This window comes from Corynebacterium sp., assembly GCF_030532965.1.
In the GTDB taxonomy this organism is placed as follows: domain Bacteria; phylum Actinomycetota; class Actinomycetes; order Mycobacteriales; family Mycobacteriaceae; genus Corynebacterium.
Genome location: NZ_JAUNKC010000007.1, coordinates 71,127 through 90,404 on the forward strand (window position 1 = coordinate 71,127; position 19,278 = coordinate 90,404).

Consider the following 19,278-nt stretch of genomic DNA (forward strand, 5'->3'; position numbering starts at 1 on the left):
TTAGACTCTGGTTAATCGTTCAGCCTGCCTTTGAATCATTTTTGATGGTTCGGAGTGTGGGCTGGATCTTTATTTGGAAGTGAAGATCCAACATATGTCAAGCTCTCAAGCCCACCAACTTAAACCCGCAGCAACTATTACCGATCATATTGAACGATTACGGTCGCGTGGTATGATCATCAGCGACGAAATGGCACAGCAGTGGCTCAGTAACGTTAGTTACTACCGTCTCAGTGCTTATTGGTTCCCTGCGAGAATGGTCAATACGGCAGGCGAAAAGTTAGATGAGTTTAATCCAAAGACTTCATTCGAGGCTGTGGTGGAGTTATATGAAGCAGACCGTAAACTTCGTACTCTCATTCATGATGGAATCGAACGGATCGAAATTTCGCTACGCACGCAGATCACCGATTACATTTGCCTTACCAATGGAACCGACCCACTGGCATATAAAGATCCGACGCTCTTTCGGCCAAGCTTTAAACACCTGAATTGGATTTCGACCATCTACAGTCGTCTTGCTAGAGCTCATGCGAGAAACGAAGCGATTAAACACTACCAAGATAATTATGGTGCTCAATTTCCGCTGTGGCTTGTTGCTGAAGCTTTGGATTTCTCCGATATTTCTAAGCTCTACGGAGGCCTCAAAACACATGACCAGTACCAGGTGGCAGAAAAACTCAACATTCAGATTGACCATACTCAACTATCAAAAAGCCAAGCTCGCCAAACAAAGAAGAAACATCCATTAGCGACCTGGCTCGAACAACTGACGGTGGTACGCAACACATGTGCTCACCATGGACGGCTATGGAATAAATCGTTTTTGCCTGCCCAAACAGAAGCATTACGAACTTCGGGCCACTTCGATCAGCTTCCCGAACAACAGAGTGAAAGAATATTTGGAACTCTCGTGGTCATGTCGCATCTTTTACGCACGATATCACCAGGAACAACGTGGCCCGAAAAAGTGGATAAATTAATTAAAGAATCTTTCATCACCAACCCAATTGTTAAGGCAGAAAGCCTCGGTATTCCTAGCGATTGGAACGGAAGCCTTTAAAAGGCTCGTACACCCGACATTCGGTTCATAACAATGGTTCCGTGACAGATTGGTAAAACAGATACATTCTTAACAGTCAGTTCCAACTAAAACATTGAGTACAGCGAAACCCGTTAAAGCGTCGAAAAGCAAAAACACTCGCCCGCATCCCCTTTTATGTCGGGGGGCGGGCGAGTGTGTAGTTTTATCCGCGCCTTTTAGGCTAAAGAATTAGCGTGCCTTCTCGATGATCTCAACGAGACGGAAGTGCTTGTCCTTGCTCAATGGGCGGGTTTCCTCGATGCGAACGAGGTCGCCGATGCCAGCGATTTCGTTCTCGTCGTGAACCTTCACCTTGGAGTTGGTGCGGATGGTCTTACCGTACAAGCCGTGCTGCTTGCGGTCTTCCAATTCCACAACGATGGTCTTCTGCATCTTGTCGGAAACGACATAGCCGGTGCGTACCTTACGTGCGCCCTTTTTCTTCTTGTTCACGTTTGCCTCACTCATAATTAAGCCTCAGCTCCCGGAACAACAGACAGGCCCAGCTCGCGCTCGCGAATAACGGTGTAGATGCGGGCGATGTCGGTCTTGACCGTGCGCAGGCGACGGTTATTGGTCAGCTGGCCGGTTGCAGCCTGGAAGCGCAGGTTGAACAGCTCTTCCTTGGCTTCAGCCAGACGGGTCTTGAGCTCCTCAGCGTTAAGCTCGCGAAGCTCGTGTGCGGGGGTACCGTTAGCCATTAGAACTGGTCCTCCTTCTTGATAATACGAACCTTGCAAGGGAGCTTTTGGCCTGCGCGACGCAGTGCCTCAAGCGCCATTTCCTCATTCGGATAGCTCATTTCAAAGAGGATGCGACCTGGCTTGACGTTTGCGATCCACTTTTCCACAGGACCCTTACCGGAACCCATACGAACACCGAGTGGCTTCTGGGTAAGTGGCCGGTCTGGGAAAATGTTGATCCACACCTTACCACCACGCTTGACGTGGCGGTTGATGGCGATACGTGCAGATTCGATCTGACGGTTGGTGATGTAAGCAGGTTCCAGAGCCTGGATTGCGTAGTCACCGAAGTTGATGCGGTTACCGCCCTTAGAAACGCCGTCACGGTGTGGACGGTGCTGGCGACGGTACTTCACGCGCTTTGGAATAAGCATAGGTTATCCCTCCTGCTTCTGCTCAGCACGCTGACGACGCTGGCCACCACGACGCGGACGTGCGTTGCGGTCACCGCGGCCACGGCGCTCTGCTGGTGCGTTGATTTCGCTCTCGCGACGGCCACCAACGACGTCACCCTTGTAGATCCACACCTTCACGCCGATGCGGCCGAAAGTGGTGTGTGCTTCGTAGGTGCCGTAGTCGATTTCGGCGCGGAGAGTGTGCAAAGGAACGCGACCCTCATGGTAGCGCTCGGTGCGGGACATCTCGGCACCGCCAAGACGACCGGAGCACATAACCTTGATGCCCTTGACCTGTGGCTGACGCATAGCGCCCTGGATTGCCTTGCGCATTGCGCGACGGAATGCCACACGGTTGGTCAGCTGCTCAGCGATGGACTGTGCCACCAGTTGAGCGTTGGCGTCAATGTTCTTGACCTCGAGGATGTTGAGGGCGACCTGCTTGCCGGTGAGCTTCTCCAGCTCGCGGCGCAGACGGTCTGCCTCAGAACCACGGCGGCCGATCACGATGCCTGGACGGGCGGTGTGGATGTCGACGCGGACGCGGTCGCGGGTGCGCTCGATCACGATGTCGGCGATACCTGCACGGTCGAGGGTTTTGGTGAGGAACTCGCGGATCTTGATGTCTTCTGCGAGGTACTCAGCGTAGTTCTTATCGGCGAACCAGTGGGACTTCCAGTCGGAAGTGATGCCCAATCGGAGGCCGTGTGGGTGGATTTTTTGTCCCACTGTTATGCACCTGCCTTCTGGCTCTCGACAACCACGGTGATGTGGCTGGTGCGCTTACGGATCTGGAATGCGCGACCCTGAGCGCGTGGACGGAAACGACGCATGGTTGGGCCTTCGTCGGCGTAAGCCTCGGAGATAACCAGGGTGCGACGGTCAAGGCCGAAGTTGTTCTCAGCGTTTGCAGCTGCGGACTGAACGACCTTGGCTACTGGCTCGGAAGCAGCCTGTGGGGCGTACTTCAGGATTGCCAGTGCTTCCTCAACGGACTTACCGCGAACCAAGTCGATTACACGGCGTGCCTTCATAGGGGTTACGCGAACGAAGCGGGCAGTCGCGCGTGCGGATGTGATTTCGCTCATCGCTTATCGACGTCCCTTCTTCTTTTCTTGAATGTGACCCTTGAAGGTCTTGGTTGGTGCAAACTCACCGAGCTTGTGGCCGACCATGGAGTCGTCCACGAACACTGGCACATGCTTGCGACCGTCGTGGACGGCGAAGGTGTGACCAATGAAGTCGGGGAGAATGGTGGAACGACGGGACCAGGTCTTAATAACCTGCTTGGTGCCCTTTTCGTTCTGAGCATCGACCTTCGCGAGGAGGTGCTCATCAACGAACGGGCCCTTCTTAAGGCTGCGTGGCATCTTTCCTTACCTCCTCTTAGCGCTTCTTGCTCTTGTTCGTGCGGCGGCGCTGCACGATCATGTTGTTGCTGTACCGGTTCGGGTTGCGGGTGCGACCTTCCTTCTTGCCCCATGGGCTAACTGGGTGACGACCACCCGAGGTCTTACCTTCACCACCACCATGTGGGTGATCCACTGGGTTCATGACCACACCACGCACGGTTGGGCGAACGCCCTTCCAGCGCATACGGCCAGCTTTACCCCACCGGATGTTGATCTGATCGGCGTTGCCGACCTCACCAACGGTGGCGCGGCAGCGGATGTCCACGCGGCGGATTTCAGAGGAAGGCATACGCAGAACAGCGTACTTGCCTGCCTTACCGAGCAGCTGAATGGATGCACCTGCGGAACGGGCAAGCTTAGCGCCTGCGCCTGGCTTGAGCTCAACGCAGTGGATGACGGTACCAGCTGGGATGTTCCGCAGCGGCAGGTTGTTACCAACCTTGATGTCGGCGGTTGCGCCGGACTCTACCATCTGACCCTGCTTGAGGCCCTTAGGTGCGATGATGTAGCGCTTTTCGCCGTCGACGTAGTGCAGCAACGCGATGTTGGCGGTACGGTTCGGGTCGTACTCGATGTGAGCAACCTTTGCCGGAATGCCATCTTTGTCGTTGCGACGGAAGTCGATCAGACGGTACTGGCGCTTGTGTCCACCACCCTTGTGGCGAACGGTGATGTGGCCGTGAACGTTACGGCCACCCTTCTTTGGAAGTGGGCGAACCAGGGACTTCTCCGGGGTCGAGCGAGTGATCTCCTCGAACATCGATACGGAGCTCTGGCGGCGACCCGGGGTTGTCGGCTTGTACTTACGAATAGCCATAGTTTTTCCTTACCTCGACCTTTCTTAAGCGCTAGCGCCAAAGATGTCGATTGCGTCGCTGCCCTCACGAAGCGTCACGTAGGCGCGCTTGGTTGCCTTGCGGGTACCGAAACCGGAGCGAGTGCGCTTGCGCTTGCCCTCACGGTTAAGGGTGTTCACGGAGGCGACCTTCACACCGAAGATCTGCTCGACGGCAATCTTGATTTCGGTCTTGTTAGCGGTCTTTGCGACGAAGAACACGTAGGTGCCTTCCTCCATCAAACCGTAAGACTTCTCAGAGACAACCGGGGCGAGAATGATGTCGCGTGGGTCTGCAATCTTAGCCATTAGTTCTCCTCCTTATCCGCACCGGTAGCGCGGGCGATAAAGGCGGTGAGAGCCTCGACCGAGAACACAACGTCATCGGACTTGAGAACGTCGTAGGTGTTCAGCTGATCCTGGAACAGGATGTGAACGTTAGGTAGGTTACGAGCACTCTTCTGCGAATTGATGTCCTCACGACCAACGACGAACAGAACGTTACGACGATCGGTCAGGCGCTCGATGAACGCGCGTGCGGACTTAGTAGAAGGAGTCTGACCAGGAACCAGTTCCTCGACCACGTGGATGCGTGCGTTACGAGCACGGTCCGACAGTGCACCGTACAGAGCGGCCTTGATCATCTTCTTCGGGGTGCGCTGGCTGTAATCGCGTGGCTTAGGGCCGTGTGCGATACCACCACCAGCGAAGTGAGGAGCGCGGATCGAACCCTGGCGAGCGCGACCGGTGCCCTTCTGGCGGAATGGCTTGCGGCCACCGCCACGAACTTCACCACGAGTCTTGGTGGAGTGGGTGCCCTGACGCTTTGCAGCGAGCTGAGCGTTGACAACCTGGTGCATCAACGGGATGGAGACTTCGCGGTCGAAGATCTCAGCTGGCAGTTCAACGGTGCCGTTGGTCTTGCCCTCAGCGGTCTGGACGTCCAATTTCAGATTGGTCATGCGTGTGCACCGCCCTTCACTGCGGTCTTAACAGTAACGATGCCGCCACGGTTGCCCGGGATTGCACCCTTGATCAGGATGAGGTTGGCATCGGCGTCGATCTTTTGAATCTTAAGATTCTGGGTGGTGACGCGATCGGAACCCATGCGGCCAGCCATGCGCTTGCCTTTGAAGATGCGACCTGGGGTAGCGCAGGCACCGATGCCACCGACGCGGCGGTGTGCTGCCTGGTTACCGTGGGATGCACCCTGACCGGCGAAGCCGTGGCGCTTCATGCCACCAGCGAAGCCCTTACCCTTGGAGGTGCCGGTAACGTCAACGAAGGTGATGCCTTCGAAGATGTCAACGGTGACATCCTGGCCGACCTCGTAGCCGGAAACGTCATCCATGCGGATTTCGGCTACATGGCGGCGTGGGGTAACGCCTGCTTTATTGAAGTGACCGGTGCGTGGCTTGTTTACCTTGCGAGGGTCAATGTCGCCGTAGGCGATCTGGATGGCGTTGTAGCCATCGGTTTCTACAGTGCGAATCTGGGTAACTACGCATGGACCAGCCTCGACGACGGTTACTGGGATGACCCGGTTTTCCTCGTCGAAGATCTGAGTCATGCCGAGCTTGGTGCCCAGAATGCCCTTGATCTCAGTTTCACTCATTATTTGTTCTCCGTAGCCAAGAAACTCGTCGATTACTTAATGTCCACATCGACGCTGGCCGGAAGGTCAATACGCATAAGCGCTTCAACCGTCTTCGGCGTCGGGTCGAGGATGTCGATCAGGCGCTTATGAGTGCGCATCTCGAAGTGCTCGCGAGAATCCTTGTACTTGTGTGGGGAACGAATAACGGCGTATACGTTCTTTTCGGTTGGCAATGGCACTGGGCCCACAACGCGTGCCCCGGCACGGGTCACGGTTTCGACAATCTTACGTGCAGCCACGTCGATTGCCTGGTGGTCGTAAGCCTTCAGGCGAATGCGGATCTTTTCTCCCGCCACGCTTATCCTCTTCCTCGCTTGTCCCACATCGCAAATGGAGTGGTGGGAATCGCTTCATCTATCTCTATAACGTTGTCCGGACCAGTTTTAAGGGCCTAAAGCGCAACGCCAGTTCTTAACTTGACTTGTCTTAAAACGACTTGCCGGAAACGCTTAAGGTCAAAGCAAATAAACTTTCACCGCATTTCCTTGAAGCTTCCACCCCTGGGGTACAAGACCCAGATGTGTGCCAAGCCGGAAGGGATCTTAATGCTCGTGATAAGCGTGGGATCTCTTTCGTATACTGCCGCTGTTTATTTGCCATGCTCTTCACTTTTCCGGCCCTCAAGGTATGAACTGGATATCGCCCAGAAACCTTGAAGGTCCTTCCATGGTTTTGAAAACCCAACCGCACGGGTTGGGACTTCACACCAGTGAAGGTGTCATGTTTGCCCTACCAGCACTGATAGCAATCCTGTTAAGGCAACCTGATTATTAAATCATGCATACTCTCCAAACGCAACCTCAGGGCGTCGAAAAGCTAAAGTTTTTAGCTCCGCACCCCGCCCGCTTTTCGACGCCCCCAGGTCGCGAAATTTTATGCACCTTAGCAAATCCCTATATTTTCGACTGAAATAACCTATTTCCACCTCCAGTACACCGTATGATTTATAGGGTTTTTCCACCGATATTTTTGCCATGAAAAGGAAAAATGCGACCAACTAGGGGCCGTGACAGCTCACGCTCGAAGTTTTTAGATAAGTTAATCTTTTAGTAAGATTGTGACGCAGCTCGCATATATGCAAGCATCGGCCACCTCCCGCAATTGTGACTAACGAAACTGCGGGAGTAGATTTATGTCAAACGCTTGCATTTATGCCTGTGCACTGCGTTTTCGCATTTTTTACGTGCGAAACCTATCCCTTTGTCAGAACCCATCGTGGAGACACCATGTTCAAGTATTTGCTGAGGAAGACCCTGAGCTGGATGCTCATTGTTTTCTTGGCGACGAACCTGACGTTTTTCCTCGCGGCATCCTTTTTGGATCCGCGATCGAATTACATCGGGCGACGTCCACCGCTAAGCCCAGAACAGGTCGCCAACCTGCTGGAACCATACAACCTCAACCCAGACACTCCTATAGTTGAGCGGTGGTGGACATGGCTTACCAATATCCTTCTCCATTGGGATTGGGGAAGGTCTCCGATCGGCGATTCCATCAACGAACAAATCTCTTACCGCATTTGGGTCTCCGCGCAGCTATTGCTCCTGGCAACTATTCTCGCCGTGGTCGTAGGCGTCGCGATTGGTGTTTACACCGCCTCTCGCCAATACAAGTTCGCGGATAGGGCATGGCAAGCCGTTTCCATCGTGGCGTTGAATACACACGTTGTGGTTGCATCGATCCTGGTTGTGTGGCTGGCATTAAAGATTAACGAATGGACTGGTGTCCGGGTTTTCTATGTCACCGGCGCCGCCTCGCCAGACGTGACCGGTTTCTTCAACCGACTCATCGATTTGGGCCAGCATTTAATCCTACCGACCGCGTCACTGTTGATCATTTCCTACGCTTCGTATCACCTCACCCAACGCACTCTCCTGCTTGATAATCTCGGCGCGGACTATGTCCGAACCGCACGCGCCAAGGGGTTAACCCGCGCCCAAGCTATTCGACGACACGCGCTGCGCACCTCGATCATTCCGGTCGCTACCTCGGTGGCGTTCTCGGTTCCCGGCATTTTCACCGGCGCGGTAATGACGGAAAAGATCTTCGCGTGGAAGGGCATGGGTCAGTATTTTGTTGAGACGATCGCTCGAAACGATGTTCACGGCGCGGTAGCTGTGGCAGCGTTCGGTGCCGCCATGACCGGTGTATCCGCAATCCTCGCCGACATTGTTGTTGTTGCCCTTGATCCACGAGTTCGGGTGAGTTAACTATGAGTTCTGAAAAAGCCCACGACCAGGTGCTCGACGCCACCCCCGTGACCGCAGATGACCCCGTAAAAGTCGTGCGGGGCACCTCTCGGTACAAGCTGTATGTGCGGCGGTTTTTCCGTAACAAACCCGCTGCTGTCGGCCTAGTAATTTTCGCGTTTCTCACCCTCATCGCCATCTTCGGCGAGAAGCTCAGCGCCTGGGATTTCTTCGACCCGGACTTTTTAAATCTCAGCGCCCCTCCGTCTCCGGAACACTGGTTCGGCACCACCGATTCCGGCCATGACCTATTCGCCCAAACTGCCCACGGCCTGGGCCGGTCGATGGTCATCGCTATTTCCGTGTCCCTGGCCAGCACCATTCTTTCCGCTCTCATCGGCGCTGGTGCTGCGTTGTATGGCGGGAAAGTCGAGGCCGTGGTTCTGGCCATCATCCACTTCATGATGGCCATTCCGTCCTTCCTCCTGCTCGCCCTTCTGGTTTCCGATTCGGGCGGCGACTGGAAACTTCTGATCGTCGTGCTCATCGCCTTCGGCTGGATGTTCCCCTCCCGTGTCATTTGGTCGCTATCGCTGACCGTTCGGGAGAATGATTTCGTGCGGGCCGCTAAGTACATGGGTGTGTCTCGCCCGCTGATCATCATTCGCCACATGTTGCCGAACATCGGCTCGTTACTTGTTATCCAGTTCGTCCTCGGTGTCGTCGCCACTGTTATGTCGGAAACCGCCTTGTCCTTCCTGGGCTTGGGTGTGAAGCTTCCCGATGTCTCCTTAGGTACGTTGCTCTCTGGCGGTACGTCTTCACTTTTGACAGCCCCGTGGAACTTCTACTTCCCTGCCGGTGCGCTTACCTTACTCACCGTTTCTATGGCACTGATCGCTGACGGCCTGCGCGATGCGCTTGACCCCAATTCCAAGTCCGGAGGCAAGGCATGATCTCCCCTGATACTTCTACACCCCAACCAGTTCTTTCTGTATCTGACCTTAATGTCTCCTTCCCATCCGAGGCGGGAAAGGTCTCTGCAGTCCGTGGTGTCAGCTTCGACCTGTACCCCGGCCGCACCCTCGGTATCGTTGGTGAATCTGGCTCCGGCAAATCCGTAACGTCCATGGCTGTGATGGGACTATTGCCGCAATACGCAACCATCACCGGTTCGGTGAAGTTCGCGGGCGAAGAACTCATCGGAAAGACTGATACCCAAATGTCGAAGATTCGTGGCAAGGGCATCGGCATGATTTTCCAAGACCCGCTGTCGGCTCTCACGCCCGTATTCGACATCGGCACGCAGTTAGTCGAGGCGATTCAAGCCCACCAAAAAGTTTCCAAGCAACAAGCGACCAAGCAGGCAATCGAGCTTCTGGACTTGGTGGGAATCAAGGAACCCCAGAAGCGAATCCGTTCCTTCCCTCATGAGTTTTCCGGCGGTATGCGGCAGCGCGTGGTGATCGCCATCGCCATCGCGAATAACCCCAAAGTTCTGATAGCGGACGAACCGACAACCGCACTGGATGTGACCATTCAGGCGCAGATTCTTGATGTCATCAAGATCGCGCAGCAAGAAACCGGCGCGGCCACCATCATGATCACCCACGATATGGGTGTCGTGGCGGGAATTGCCGACGACGTCATGGTTATGTACGCCGGTCGCCCCGTAGAACAGGCGGACGTCTATACCTTGTTTGGCCAACCACGTATGCCCTACACCGTGGGGCTGCTGGGATCGACGCCACGACCAGACGTGTCTTCGGAAGAACCGCTCACGCCGATCTCGGGTAATCCGCCCATCCTGGTCGATCTCAAGGACCAATGCCAATTTGCGGTTCGCTGCCCTGTCGCCATTGACCAGTGTTTGGCGGGGGAACCGCAACTACGCAGCGTCGAAAAGCACGACAACCACACCGCTGCTTGCGTGCGCGCCGACGAAATCGTCGACGGCGAAATAGACGGGCAGAAGATGTTTAAAATCCCGGAGCAATCGCCGGATCTTTTGGCGGACATTCCGCGTTCTGAGCGCACAGTCACCTTGCAAGTTGACAACCTCACCAAGGAATTCCCGCTGGTGAAAGGTTCGATCATCAAACGTCGAGTCGGTTCCGTCAAGGCCGTCAACGGCATTAGCTTCGACATTCGCGCTGGTGAATGCATGGCCATTGTGGGCGAGTCTGGCTGCGGCAAAACAACAACGCTGCTTGAGATCATGGATCTCAACCCGAAAAACGGCTCGGTGGTGCTCAATGGCGTCGATGCCGCGAGCATGACGAGCAAACAACGCCGCGAAGCCCGCAAAGATATCCAAATCGTGTTCCAGGACCCCATGAGTTCGCTAAACCCCCGGCTTACCGTCCGGGAGGTTATCGCGGAACCGTTGCAATCTCTGGGATACGACGGCGACATTGATGAGCGCGTCGCGGAGCTGATGAAACTCGTTGGTTTGGATGCCTCCCAGATCGACCGCTTCCCGGGGCATTTCTCCGGTGGTCAGCGGCAGCGCATCGGCCTGGCCCGTGCATTGGCGACGAACCCCAGCGTCATCGTGTTGGACGAGCCGGTATCCGCGTTGGATGTCTCTATCCAAGCAGGCGTGATTAACCTTTTGGACGATCTCAAGCGGAAGCTAGGTTTGTCGTACCTCTTCGTCGCCCACGACCTGTCCGTTGTTCGGCACCTTTCCGACCGCGTGGCGGTTATGTATAAGGGCGAGTTCGTGGAAGAAGGCGCAGTTGATGACATTTTCGACAACCCGCAACATGCGTACACCAAAGCTTTGTTGTCTGCCATTCCGATCCCAGACCCTACCGTGGGACGGAATCAGGTACGCACAAAGTACACGGAAGACTCGGCTTAGTCGTAGGTGTTGGCGCTGACATAACGTCTCCACCAACAACTACCACTCAGCCACATAGACCTGCTGGAAGATTCCTTCCAGCATTATCCCCACCCCCTTAAAAAACGAAGGAGGATCAACGCAGTATGAAAAAGAACATTCGCATCGCTGCGATGGCAACCTTGTCGGTCGCTGCATTGACCCTAGGTGCCTGCGCATCTAACGGCGAAGGCGGCTCTTCATCAGGCAAGGCCAAAGTTGAAGTTAATCTAGCTGGCGATTACAACGAATTAGACCGCGACCAGATCAAGGACGGCGGTGAACTGGTACTGCCGATCGAAGAAATCTCCGAGCAGATGAATGATTCGCACGGCAACTCCACCCGGTACGCCCGTGACCTCAATTACTGGATTCACCCAAAGCTAACCCTGCTCAACGGCAAGGGCGATTGGGAGCCGAACCCGGACTACCTAACGAGCGTTAAGGACGAGGTTGTCGACGGCAAGCTCGTTGTCACCTACGACATCCACGAGAAGGCAACCTTCAACGACGGAACCCCTATCGACTGGAAGGCCTTTGAGCACACCTGGAAGATGACCAATGGCTCCAACCCGGACCTCCAGGTTTCTTCCACCGATGGTTACGACCTCATCGAATCGGTGGAGCGCGGCGAGTCCGATAAGCAAGCCGTTGTGAAGTTCAACGGAACCTACCCATGGTGGCAGCAAGTATTCAGCGGTCTTCTGCACCCCGCAGTGAACACCCCTGAAATCTTCAACGAAGGCTTCATCAATAACCCACACGACGAGTGGGGCGGCGGTCCGTTCAAGGTAGAAAAGTGGGATCCAAACGGCGGCACCGTCACCTTCGTACCTAACGAGAAATGGTGGGGCGATAAGCCAAAGCTGGACAAGGTCACCTTCCGTCAGATGGAAGACAAGGCCATGATCAACGCCTTCAAAGCCGGCGAAATTGACTCCACTCGCGTAGCCAATAAAGACAACCTGGCCGTAGCTCAGTCCATGGGCGATGCCATCGACATCCGCGGCGCGCTGCAAAACTCCAATTCGCTACTCACGCTGAATGCTCAGGCACCACAGCTCAAGGACGTGAAGGTCCGTGAAGCAGTCTTCGCCGGCATTGACCGTGCCCAGGTAGCGGCCATCCGCTTCAATGGCCTCGACTACACCGAAAAGCTTCCAGGCTCCTTCTTCCTGTACCAGACCCAGGAAGGCTACGAGGATAACTTCGGTTCGGTTGTTTCCTACGATCCAGAAAAGGCCAAGAAGCTTCTCGACGAAGCCGGCTGGGTTGAAGGCGCTGACGGCATCCGCGAAAAGGACGGCGAGAAGCTGTCCCTCCGGTACATCGTCATCGGCGATAACCAAATCATCAAATCCATGGCTTCCGCTGTCCAGAAGATGCTGAAAGACGTCGGCATTGACGTGAAGATCGAAGAGCGCCCAAGCTCCGACTTCTCGAAGGTTATAACCAAAAAGGACTTTGATATTTTCCCAATGGGATTCTCTTCTTCCTCTCCGTGGGGCACCGCATTCTTCGGCCAGACCTACAAGTCGGACTCGGAGCTGAATCGCTCCGGCACCGGCAGCCCAGAATTGGACGCCAAGATTGACGCATTGCAGAAGCTTCCAACCGCTGAAGAGCAAATCGCTGAAGCAAACAAGCTGGAAAAGGAAGCCTTCGAACAGTACGGCATCATGCCAATGTACAACGGCCCTAACTTGGTTGGTACCAAGAAAGGCCTGGCCAACTACGGCGCATATGGTTTCGCTTCCGTCGCTATGGAAGACATCGGCTGGGCTAAAGACGCCAGCTAAGTAACCACCGATAACCGGGACATTGCTTCAGTCCGAAGCCATGCCCCGGTTTTTTGGGGTTATGGGTATAAATATTCCACCCCAGCCACACCCTTAAGCAGGTCGGGGTCGACGGGTTCGCCGGTACGGAAGATGGACAGCTCGCCGGTCGGCTCAAGGATCATAAGCTGCACGTATTTCATATTGGGGATTCCAGCGCGCCGCACTGCGTGCTTGATGTCGGAGCGAGAAATATGGCTTTTGCGGATTTGTTTCATGATGATCTCACCATTGGCGACCACAACCTGCGGCCGTCCGTCCAATGCTGCCCGAATCGGCCCGACGCCGCGTGCGATGCCGAAGACTGCTTCCAGCACCATGAGCGTTATCAGGCCGATGACGCCGGAGGCGAGCGTCGGCGGGTGGCCGACGATAACACGGCCAGCAACTGCCCCGAACATGACAATGACCACCGCATCAAAGGTGGTCATTTTTGCTAAAATCCGGGAGCCGAATATGCGTACCAGCACCAAGAACGCGAAGTAGATTCCTACCCCACTCATGACAACCACGGGGATTCGCCATGGCTCGATGGTGAGTTGGGTTGTCATGAATGTCAGTAGCCGGTCCACATTTTCACTGTACCGCCAAGGTTGCATGCGATACAGTCAGGTGTTCCGGTTTAGAACTTGAAAATACGCGGCAGAAAGCTTAACGCCCCTGCAATCAAAGCTCCGATTGCACCCAATGCACCTAGAATGCCACCAACAATTTTCCATGTACCCGAAGAAGAACTGCCACCGGGCTGAGCTTTCTCAGAAACAATGATTACGGTAAACGCCGTAGAATCGCCGAAAAACGTCCCTATCGTAATTCTTCCCGCCATCGTTGGGGTGTAGGTGGTTCGGTAGGTCGCACTATCCCCAACGCGCATTGCCTGCACTGTTGAATCACCAATCATGATGGGAAGTGCATCTGGTAATTCCATCATGTCGCCCTCACCAGGGGCTAGTGTGACTTCAATCGTTGTCGTCTCCCCCACGCTCAATCGACTTGGGTTGACGTTGAAATTGATCGGAATCGATTGCACTGATTCCTTAGCAGGTAGATCAGTTTCTGATTCAGAAGCTACGCCTGAGGTAACAGCAGTTTCATGAGAGCCAGTTTCTGGCATTTGATCTTGGGATGAATAAGACACATCCTGCTGAGGATTCTCAACGGCTGAAGCTGACGTAAGGTTGCTTAAAGAACCCATAAACATAGTCGCTACTGCAAGGGCTGCCACGTTCTTTCGTAATCGGAGGTACATTTGATAATCCTTTCATGTCGATGGCTCATGCCAGTAACTATTCAACGTTTACCAGCAAAATGAATTGACAGGCATTGGATTAAGTCCCGAAAAACGCTAAGAACTTTTCTGTGGGTCATAACCATGCTGTACATCTTTCAACATCAATGGAATCGAAATTATTCCGTTGCCCAACCGATTACTACAGCGACTATCGTTACATCACGGCATGATGAGGTTACCGGGTTAAAAACGTTGCAAAGCTGACCTGGCACGCTCGTACATGGCAATTGCGGCAGCCACCGAAACATTCAACGACTCAATCGCTGAACTAATGTCGATCCGATATCGCGAGGTCGCGGCTTCATGCATAATTAACGACGGCCCGGTTTTCTCGCTGCCCAGCACCAAACCAACACGCGGTGCCAATCCCCCGATCTCGGTGATTGCGTGCTCAGCGCCCCCGTCCAACACCGCGAGCGGAATATCCTTGGCCCGCGCCTGGGCCACGGCTTCTTCTGGTTCCGCAAACACGACCGGGATGGAAAACACCGTACCCCGGCTGGCGCGAATCAGCCGCCGGTCGACCAAATCCGACAGGCCGCTATCAACCACTACCACCCCCGCGGCGCGAAATGCACAAGCGTTGCGAATAATCGCGCCGATATTGCCCACCAAACGCACCCCATCGAGCACAATAATGTCCCCCGGCCGATCGAGAATATCAGTTAGCTGCGGCCGATCGTGCCACCTAGCTAACGCAAACACCCGCGACAGCCGCTCCGAGCCGAAGATGTCGCGCACATCAGTATGCGCCACGCACGCGATATCCGCGCCAGACAGCACTGGATTGTCTAGAAAACCTGCGGGAGGGTGCGCGTTGGAACTTATAAAAACCCCAAGCAGCTCGACCCCCGCGCGGGCCGCCTGGAGGATGTTATCCTCATCGTCGATAACGAATAAGGTCGGGTTGAGGTCGCGGTTACGCAGTGTCTCCTTTACCCGCACCAGGCGGATATCCGAGGCATGGCACACTGGCAATTGACCGAGCTCGTCCTTGTTGTCCACGAAGTACCCTTTCGGAAAACCAATTGTGCTTGTCGACGCACACACGTCCCCCTAACTTACCGCCCTGCGGCTATAAACAGCAAGGCAAACAGCACAAGAGCCCCACCTCGCCGAAGCGAGATGGGGCTTTTGAAAAAAGATCGCGAAGGATCACTGCTGCCACGATGTGTGTGGCGGAAGTGAGATTACTTCAGGATCTTGGTGACACGACCAGCGCCAACGGTACGGGAGCCTTCGCGGATAGCGAAGCGCAGACCTTCGTCCATAGCAACTGGCTGGATCAGGGTAACGGTCATGTCGACGTTGTCGCCAGGCATAACCATCTCGGTGCCCTCAGGAAGCTTCACAACACCGGTAACGTCGGTGGTGCGGAAGTAGAACTGTGGGCGGTAGTTGTCGAAGAATGGGGTGTGGCGGCCACCTTCATCCTTGGACAGAACGTAAACGGAAGCTTCGAACTCGGTGTGAGGGGTGTAAGCGCCTGGCTTAACAACAACCTGACCGCGCTCAACTTCGTCACGCTTGATACCACGGAGAAGCAGACCACAGTTGTCGCCAGCTTCGGTGTAGTCGAGAAGCTTACGGAACATCTCGATACCGGTAACGGTGGTGGTGGTGGACTTTTCCTTGATACCGATGATCTCAACGTCTTCGTTAACGTTCAAGGAACCGCGCTCAACACGACCGGTAACAACGGTACCGCGGCCGGTGATGGTGAAGATGTCCTCGATAGGCATGAGGAATGGCTTGTCGGTCTCACGAACAGGATCTGGAATGGAGTCATCGCAAGCCTGCATGAGGTCGAGGATAGCCTGGGTCCACTTAGGATCGCCCTCGAGCGCCTTCAGAGCGGAGATCTGGATGATCGGTGCTTCCTCATCGTAATCCTGCTCAGCGAGCAGCTCACGAAGCTCAAGCTCAACCAGCTCGATGATTTCTTCATCAACGTCTGGGGAGTCACACTTGTTCAGTGCAACGAGGATGTAAGGAACACCAACCTGGCGAGCCAACAGAACGTGCTCACGGGTCTGCGGCATAGGACCGTCGGTAGCAGCAACAACGAGGATTGCGCCGTCCATCTGAGCAGCACCGGTAATCATGTTCTTGATGTAGTCGGCGTGACCTGGAGCGTCAACGTGTGCGTAGTGGCGCTTCTCGGTCTGGTACTCCACGTGGGAGATGTTAATGGTGATACCGCGCTCTTTTTCTTCCGGAGCCTTGTCGATGGCGTCGAAAGCGAAAGCTTCGTTCAGGTCTGGGTATGCGTCAGCCAGAACCTTGGTGATAGCAGCGGTGGTGGTGGTCTTACCGTGGTCAACGTGACCGATGGTACCGATGTTTACGTGAGGCTTAGTACGCTCGAACTTTGCCTTTGCCACTAGTTGTCCTCCTGGACTTCGTGGTGGCTACGAAACTCGCAGCCACGGGTTTGATCAGTGCTGTACATTCTAGCTGCTAATTCGGCAGCCTGGCAGCACAGCTATTACAAATGTGCCAATTACATGATCCTAAGCGCCCAGCGCTAGTTTTTCAAACCGCTACCGGAATATTCTAGGAATCTTTCAGGGTAACGGCCGTCTAAAACCTAGAGTGTAACTCAATGCCTTAGAAGGCCGCTACCCCCAATTTCGGAGCGAGTTCCCGCTTGGCACGGCGGGAACCGTCCGTTAAAGCTGGGGTTGTGCCCTAAAACCCGCTAGGGGTTTTAAGAACCAGTGCGCTCAGCAATGATGTCTGCTGCAACGTTGGTTGGAACCTCAGCGTAGGAGTCGAAGATCATGGTGTAGTTAGCACGACCCTGGGTCTTGGACCGCAGGTCACCAACGTAACCGAACATCTCAGACAGCGGAACCTTAGCCTTAACAACCTTGGCGCCAGCACGGTCATCCATAGCGTTGACCTGACCACGACGGGAGTTAATGTCGCCCACAACTTCGCCCATGTACTCTTCCGGAGTAATGACCTCAACAGCCATCACTGGCTCAAGCAGGACTGGCTTTGCCTTAGCAACGCCTTCCTTCAATGCCTGGGAACCGGCGAGCTTGAAGGCCATTTCGGAGGAGTCAACTTCGTGGTATGCACCGTCGAGCAGGGTTGCCTTGATGTTCACCAGCGGGAAGCCAGCCAAGAAACCGTACTGCATTGCGTCCTGGATACCTGCGTCCACGGATGGGATGTATTCCTTTGGAACACGACCACCGGTAACAGCGCTTTCGAACTTGTAGATTGCGGACTCGCCCTCTTCCAAGGTCTCTGGCTCTGGTGCGTATGGCTCGAGAGCAACGATAACCTTCGCGAACTGACCGGAACCACCGGTCTGCTTCTTGTGGGTGTATTCGATCTTCTCGACTGGCTTACGGATGGTCTCACGGTATGCAACCTGTGGGTTACCAACGTTAGCTTCAACCTTGAATTCGCGCTTCATGCGGTCAACCAGAACGTCGAGGTGAAGCTCGCCCATGCCGCCAATAACGGTCTGGCCGGACTCGGAGTCAAGCTCAACGGTGAAGGTTGGGTCTTCTTCAGCCAGCTTCTGGATAGCCAGACCCAGCTTCTCCTGGTCGGACTTGGTCTTAGGCTCGATGGAAACCTTGATAACCGGATCCGGGAAGTCCATGGACTCGAGGATGATTGGGTTGTTTGCGTCGCAGAGGGTGTCACCAGTGGTGGTGTCCTTCAGACCGATGAACGCGTAGATGTTACCAGCGCGTGCCTCGTCAACTGGGTTTTCCTTGTTGGCGTGCATCTGGAACAGCTTACCGATGCGCTCTTTCTTACCCTTGGTGGAGTTAGAAACCTGTGCGCCTGGCTCAACGAGACCGGAGTACACACGAACGAAGGTGAGCTTACCGAAGAATGGGTGCACGGCGATCTTGAACGCAAGAGCTGCGAACGGTTCATCAACGGAAGGCTTACGAACAACCTTGGTGGACTCGTCGCCAACAGCGTGGCCAACAACTTCACCGATGTCCAGTGGGTTAGGCAGGTAGTCGATAACCGCGTCGAGAAGCGGCTGAACACCCTTGTTGCGGTAAGCGGTACCGCACAGCACTGGGTAGATCTCGGAGTTGACGGTCATCTTGCGGATGGCGCCCTTGATCTCCTCGATGGTCAGTTCTTCGCCACCGAAGTACTTCTCCATGAGTTCTTCATCGGACTCAGCAACAGCTTCGAGCAGCTTCTCGCGGTACTCTTCGGCCTTGTCCTGCAGGTCGGCTGGGATTTCCTCGATGGTTGGTTCCGCACCGGTCTCGACCTTGCCACGCCAGGTGATGGCACGCATGTTCACCAGGTCGACAACGCCGTCGAAGTCATCCTCAGCACCGATAGGCAGCTGAAGAACCAATGGCTTAGCGCCCAAGCGGTCGATGATGGTCTGCACGGTGTAGTAGAAGTCAGCACCGAGCTTGTCCATCTTGTTCACGAAGCAGATACGAGGAACGTCGTACTTAGCAGCCTGGCGCCACACCTGCTCGGACTGCGGCTCAACGCCTTCCTTGCCGTCGAAAACAGCAACTGCGCCGTCGAGAACACGCAGGGAACGCTCAACCTCAACGGTGAAGTCAACGTGACCAGGGGTGTCGATGATGTTGATCTGGTTACCGTTCCAGAAACAGGTAACAGCAGCGGAGGTAATGGTGATACCGCGCTCTTTTTCCTGCTCCATCCAGTCGGTGGTTGCGCCGCCGTCGTGGGTTTCGCCCACCTTGCGGTTGATACCGGTGTAGAAGAGGATACGCTCGGTTGTGGTGGTCTTACCAGCATCGATGTGGGCCATGATGCCGATGTTGCGGACCTTGTTCAGATCCTTAAGCACTTCTTGTGGTGCCACGATTGTCCTAACTTATGTAGCTGGAGTTCCAGTTTGGCGGAACTCACTACGGGTAGTGTTTGTTCAATTTTGCCAGTGTGTGGCGAAATCTTTACGCACCAACGTGGTAGTTG

At 54.8% G+C, this 19,278-nt stretch carries 21 protein-coding genes; 5 read left to right on the plus strand and 16 right to left on the minus strand.

Annotated features, from left to right (window positions below):
- Positions 1-94 precede the first annotated feature (94 nt).
- Positions 95-1,063, plus strand: coding sequence for an Abi family protein (locus Q4D85_RS05175; RefSeq protein WP_303198702.1), 969 nt, complete (start codon positions 95-97; stop codon positions 1,061-1,063).
- Positions 1,064-1,273: 210 nt separating this feature from the next.
- On the opposite strand, the gene rpsQ is transcribed toward Q4D85_RS05175, so the two are convergent.
- From rpsQ to rpsJ, 11 genes are read right to left on the minus strand one after another with little or no spacing between them, the layout of a single operon-like run.
- Positions 1,274-1,552 carry a 30S ribosomal protein S17 gene (gene rpsQ / locus Q4D85_RS05180; protein WP_047261141.1) on the minus strand — a complete coding sequence of 93 codons (279 nt, stop codon included), beginning with the start codon at positions 1,550-1,552 and terminating at the stop codon, positions 1,274-1,276.
- Between the two features lie 2 nt (positions 1,553-1,554).
- A complete protein-coding gene (gene rpmC, locus Q4D85_RS05185) occupies positions 1,555-1,785 on the minus strand; it encodes a 50S ribosomal protein L29 (RefSeq protein ID WP_303198704.1) in 231 nt (76 codons plus the stop codon).
- Entirely contained in the window at positions 1,785-2,201 is a 417-nt protein-coding gene (gene rplP, locus Q4D85_RS05190) for a 50S ribosomal protein L16 (RefSeq protein WP_047261139.1), read from the minus strand. Before rplP ends, rpmC begins: the two co-directional genes overlap by 1 nt.
- A 3-nt stretch (positions 2,202-2,204) precedes the next feature.
- Complete coding sequence (rpsC, locus tag Q4D85_RS05195; RefSeq protein ID WP_303198705.1) at positions 2,205-2,951, minus strand: 30S ribosomal protein S3; 747 nt, start codon at positions 2,949-2,951, stop codon at positions 2,205-2,207.
- A 2-nt stretch (positions 2,952-2,953) separates the two neighbouring features.
- On the minus strand, positions 2,954-3,310 hold the full coding sequence (gene rplV / locus Q4D85_RS05200) for a 50S ribosomal protein L22 (RefSeq protein WP_303198706.1): 357 nt from the start codon (positions 3,308-3,310) through the stop codon (positions 2,954-2,956).
- Positions 3,311-3,313: 3 nt separating this feature from the next.
- Entirely contained in the window at positions 3,314-3,592 is a 279-nt protein-coding gene (rpsS, locus tag Q4D85_RS05205) for a 30S ribosomal protein S19 (RefSeq protein ID WP_047261136.1), read from the minus strand.
- Positions 3,593-3,608: 16 nt separating this feature from the next.
- Positions 3,609-4,451, minus strand: a complete 843-nt coding sequence (rplB, locus tag Q4D85_RS05210) for a 50S ribosomal protein L2 (protein ID WP_303198709.1) — start codon at positions 4,449-4,451, stop codon at positions 3,609-3,611.
- A 24-nt stretch (positions 4,452-4,475) separates the two neighbouring features.
- A complete protein-coding gene (gene rplW, locus Q4D85_RS05215; RefSeq protein ID WP_047261134.1) occupies positions 4,476-4,778 on the minus strand; it encodes a 50S ribosomal protein L23 in 303 nt (100 codons plus the stop codon).
- Positions 4,778-5,431: a 50S ribosomal protein L4 gene (rplD, locus tag Q4D85_RS05220; protein ID WP_303198711.1), complete on the minus strand. Its 654-nt coding sequence runs from the start codon at positions 5,429-5,431 to the stop codon at positions 4,778-4,780. The genes rplW and rplD overlap by 1 nt, the downstream gene beginning before the upstream one ends.
- Positions 5,428-6,084: a 50S ribosomal protein L3 gene (gene rplC / locus Q4D85_RS05225; protein WP_047261132.1), complete on the minus strand. Its 657-nt coding sequence runs from the start codon at positions 6,082-6,084 to the stop codon at positions 5,428-5,430. The genes rplD and rplC overlap by 4 nt, the downstream gene beginning before the upstream one ends.
- Positions 6,085-6,116: 32 nt before the next feature.
- A complete protein-coding gene (rpsJ, locus tag Q4D85_RS05230) occupies positions 6,117-6,422 on the minus strand; it encodes a 30S ribosomal protein S10 (protein ID WP_047261131.1) in 306 nt (101 codons plus the stop codon).
- A gap of 930 nt (positions 6,423-7,352) precedes the next feature.
- On the opposite strand from rpsJ, the gene Q4D85_RS05235 reads away from it, so the two are divergent.
- From Q4D85_RS05235 to Q4D85_RS05250, 4 genes are all read left to right on the plus strand, one after another.
- Positions 7,353-8,336: an ABC transporter permease gene (locus Q4D85_RS05235; protein ID WP_303198714.1), complete on the plus strand. Its 984-nt coding sequence runs from the start codon at positions 7,353-7,355 to the stop codon at positions 8,334-8,336.
- A 2-nt stretch (positions 8,337-8,338) separates the two neighbouring features.
- Complete coding sequence (locus Q4D85_RS05240; protein WP_303198716.1) at positions 8,339-9,271, plus strand: ABC transporter permease; 933 nt, start codon at positions 8,339-8,341, stop codon at positions 9,269-9,271.
- Positions 9,268-11,181: an ABC transporter ATP-binding protein gene (locus Q4D85_RS05245; protein ID WP_303198717.1), complete on the plus strand. Its 1,914-nt coding sequence runs from the start codon at positions 9,268-9,270 to the stop codon at positions 11,179-11,181. Before Q4D85_RS05240 ends, Q4D85_RS05245 begins: the two co-directional genes overlap by 4 nt.
- A 125-nt stretch (positions 11,182-11,306) precedes the next feature.
- Complete coding sequence (locus tag Q4D85_RS05250) at positions 11,307-12,998, plus strand: ABC transporter family substrate-binding protein (protein ID WP_303198719.1); 1,692 nt, start codon at positions 11,307-11,309, stop codon at positions 12,996-12,998.
- A gap of 59 nt (positions 12,999-13,057) precedes the next feature.
- Here Q4D85_RS05250 and Q4D85_RS05255 read toward each other — a convergent pair whose 3' ends face one another.
- From Q4D85_RS05255 to fusA, 5 genes are all read right to left on the minus strand, one after another.
- A complete protein-coding gene (locus Q4D85_RS05255; protein ID WP_303198720.1) occupies positions 13,058-13,588 on the minus strand; it encodes a DUF421 domain-containing protein in 531 nt (176 codons plus the stop codon).
- A 71-nt stretch (positions 13,589-13,659) separates the two neighbouring features.
- Complete coding sequence (locus Q4D85_RS05260) at positions 13,660-14,286, minus strand: hypothetical protein (RefSeq protein ID WP_303198722.1); 627 nt, start codon at positions 14,284-14,286, stop codon at positions 13,660-13,662.
- A gap of 225 nt (positions 14,287-14,511) precedes the next feature.
- Positions 14,512-15,333 (minus strand): TrmH family RNA methyltransferase, encoded by an 822-nt coding sequence (locus tag Q4D85_RS05265; RefSeq protein WP_303198724.1) that lies wholly within the window; start codon positions 15,331-15,333, stop codon positions 14,512-14,514.
- A gap of 185 nt (positions 15,334-15,518) precedes the next feature.
- On the minus strand, positions 15,519-16,712 hold the full coding sequence (gene tuf, locus Q4D85_RS05270) for an elongation factor Tu (RefSeq protein WP_047261124.1): 1,194 nt from the start codon (positions 16,710-16,712) through the stop codon (positions 15,519-15,521).
- A gap of 326 nt (positions 16,713-17,038) precedes the next feature.
- Positions 17,039-19,111, minus strand: coding sequence for an elongation factor G (fusA, locus tag Q4D85_RS05275; protein WP_303198772.1), 2,073 nt, complete (start codon positions 19,109-19,111; stop codon positions 17,039-17,041).
- Between the last annotated feature and the right edge of the window lie 167 nt (positions 19,112-19,278).